The sequence below is a fragment of the Salipiger marinus genome (assembly GCF_035481585.1).
Taxonomy (GTDB): Bacteria; Pseudomonadota; Alphaproteobacteria; order Rhodobacterales; family Rhodobacteraceae; genus Salipiger; species Salipiger marinus.
The window spans coordinates 329,763-330,959 of record NZ_JAYKSL010000003.1; the positions used below are offsets into that span (position 1 = coordinate 329,763).

The following is a 1,197-nucleotide window of genomic DNA, read 5'->3' on the forward strand; positions in this document are numbered from 1 at the left end:
CCCCGCCGCGCGCGCGGCGGTGACCAGATCCGCGACACCGGGGCGCAGCGCCAGCCCCTGCGCCAGCTGCCGCGCATAGGTTTCGGTCTTGCGCGCGTGCAGCGCCGTGACATCCGGCGCGGGCTGCCCGGTTTCCTGAGCATAGCGGCGCATGCGCTCCTTGCCGCCGGTGGTGCGCAGCAGGCGCCGGTAGGTGTCGCGGTCCCAGTGCCAGCCCAGCCCGGCCTCGGCAAAGCTGAGGTTGAAGGCGTGGCGATGCGCCTCTTCGGTTTCGGCCAGCGTGCCGTCCACGTCGAAGATCAGCGCCGCCAGCGTCATGCGGCGCGCTCGCGCAGGTGCCGCGCCACCAGATCGGGCAGCGCATCGAAATGGTCAAAGACATGGGCATGGGGCAGATCCGCCACCGCCGTATGGCGATAGCCTTCGGTATAAAGCGCAAAGGGCAGGCCCGCGCGCTGGGCGGTTTCGGCATCCACCTCGCTGTCGCCCACATAAAGCGCGGAAGCCGTGCCCAGTTCGGCCAGCACATGGCGCAGCGGCGCGGGATCGGGTTTGCGCTGCGGCAGGGTTTCGGCGCAGGCCACGGCAGAGAGGAACGGCGCAAGGCCGAAATGATCAAGCGCGATATGCGTGGGGCGGGCGGGCTTGTTGGTGCAAAGCCCCATGGGCAGACCCATGGCGCGCAGCCGCGCCAGCGCGTCCATGACCCCGGGATAAAGCCGGGTCAGGGCGGGCGGCTTGTCATATTCGCGCATGAACAGCGCCAGCAGCCGGGCATGTTCGGCGGGATCCTCGGGCAGGCCCACCGCCTGCATCACGCGCGAGATCAGCACCGGCGCGCCCTTGCCGATGAAGCTGCGCGCCTGCTCGAAGCTGATCTCGGGCAGGTTTTCGTGGCGCAGCACGGTGTTGGCGGCGTGGTGCAGGTCGGGCGCGCTGTCGATCAGCGTGCCGTCGAGATCGAAGATGAGGGCGGTCTGGGCGGTCATGGCCGAGGATCCTTCGTGAGGCGGTCAGGTCAGGCCGCGGCGTTTGCGGCGTCGCGGATGGCCCGGATATTCTGGCCGTACGGGGCGGGATCGTCCACCGATCCGCCGCGGAACACCGCCGATCCCGCGACCAGCACATCGGCGCCTGCCGCCACCACCAGCGGGGCGGTGGTGGGATCGACCCCGCCATCGATTTCGATATGGATGG

General features: G+C 69.7%; 2 protein-coding genes and 1 pseudogene. All 3 read right to left on the bottom strand.

Annotated features, from left to right (window positions below; genetic code table 11):
• Positions 1 to 318: HAD family hydrolase (locus VK682_RS06435; protein ID WP_324781584.1), on the bottom strand; the 318-nt coding region annotated here is incomplete at its 3' end.
• Entirely contained in the window at positions 315 to 989 is a 675-nt protein-coding gene (gene gph / locus VK682_RS06440; RefSeq protein WP_230795822.1) for a phosphoglycolate phosphatase, read from the bottom strand. The genes VK682_RS06435 and gph, both read right to left, overlap by 4 nt.
• A gap of 29 nt (positions 990 to 1,018) precedes the next feature.
• Positions 1,019 to 1,197: pseudogene (locus VK682_RS06445) on the bottom strand (ribulose-phosphate 3-epimerase); the annotation flags it as partial.

Coding starts and splice junctions, on each gene's coding strand:
- gph (WP_230795822.1), bottom strand. CDS start 989: ATGACCGCCCAGACCGCCCTCATCTTCGATCTCGACGGCACGCTGATC.